This is a genomic window from Idiomarina sp. Sol25 (assembly GCF_033052775.1).
Taxonomy (GTDB): domain Bacteria; phylum Pseudomonadota; class Gammaproteobacteria; order Enterobacterales; family Alteromonadaceae; genus Idiomarina.
In genome coordinates this window covers 1-243 of the sequence record NZ_JAUPEW010000218.1, presented here as the reverse complement: position 1 = coordinate 243, position 243 = coordinate 1, and the positions used below count along the sequence as shown (strand labels likewise).

General features: G+C 62.1%; 1 protein-coding gene. It reads right to left on the bottom strand.

The features are described 5' to 3' along the window. The coding region (locus tag Q5L94_RS14065) for an amino acid permease (RefSeq protein ID WP_317498968.1) at window positions 1-243 on the bottom strand (243 nt) is incomplete at both ends.

Sequence of the window (243 nt, the reverse complement as noted above, 5' to 3'; positions counted from 1 at the left end):
CCGTCGAGACGGCGTCGAAGCCGATGAAGGCGAAGAACACGACCGACGAGCCGCGAAGGATGCCGCTCCAGCCGTAATGGCCGAACTCGCCGGTGCTTTGCGGGATGAAGGGGTGCCAGTTGGCCGGCTTGATGTAGGCGATGCCGAGCGCGATGAAGGCGACGACGACGAAGAGCTTCACCGCCACCATGATGTTGTTGAGCCGCGCCGATTCCTTGGTGCCCATGATCAGCATGATCGTCA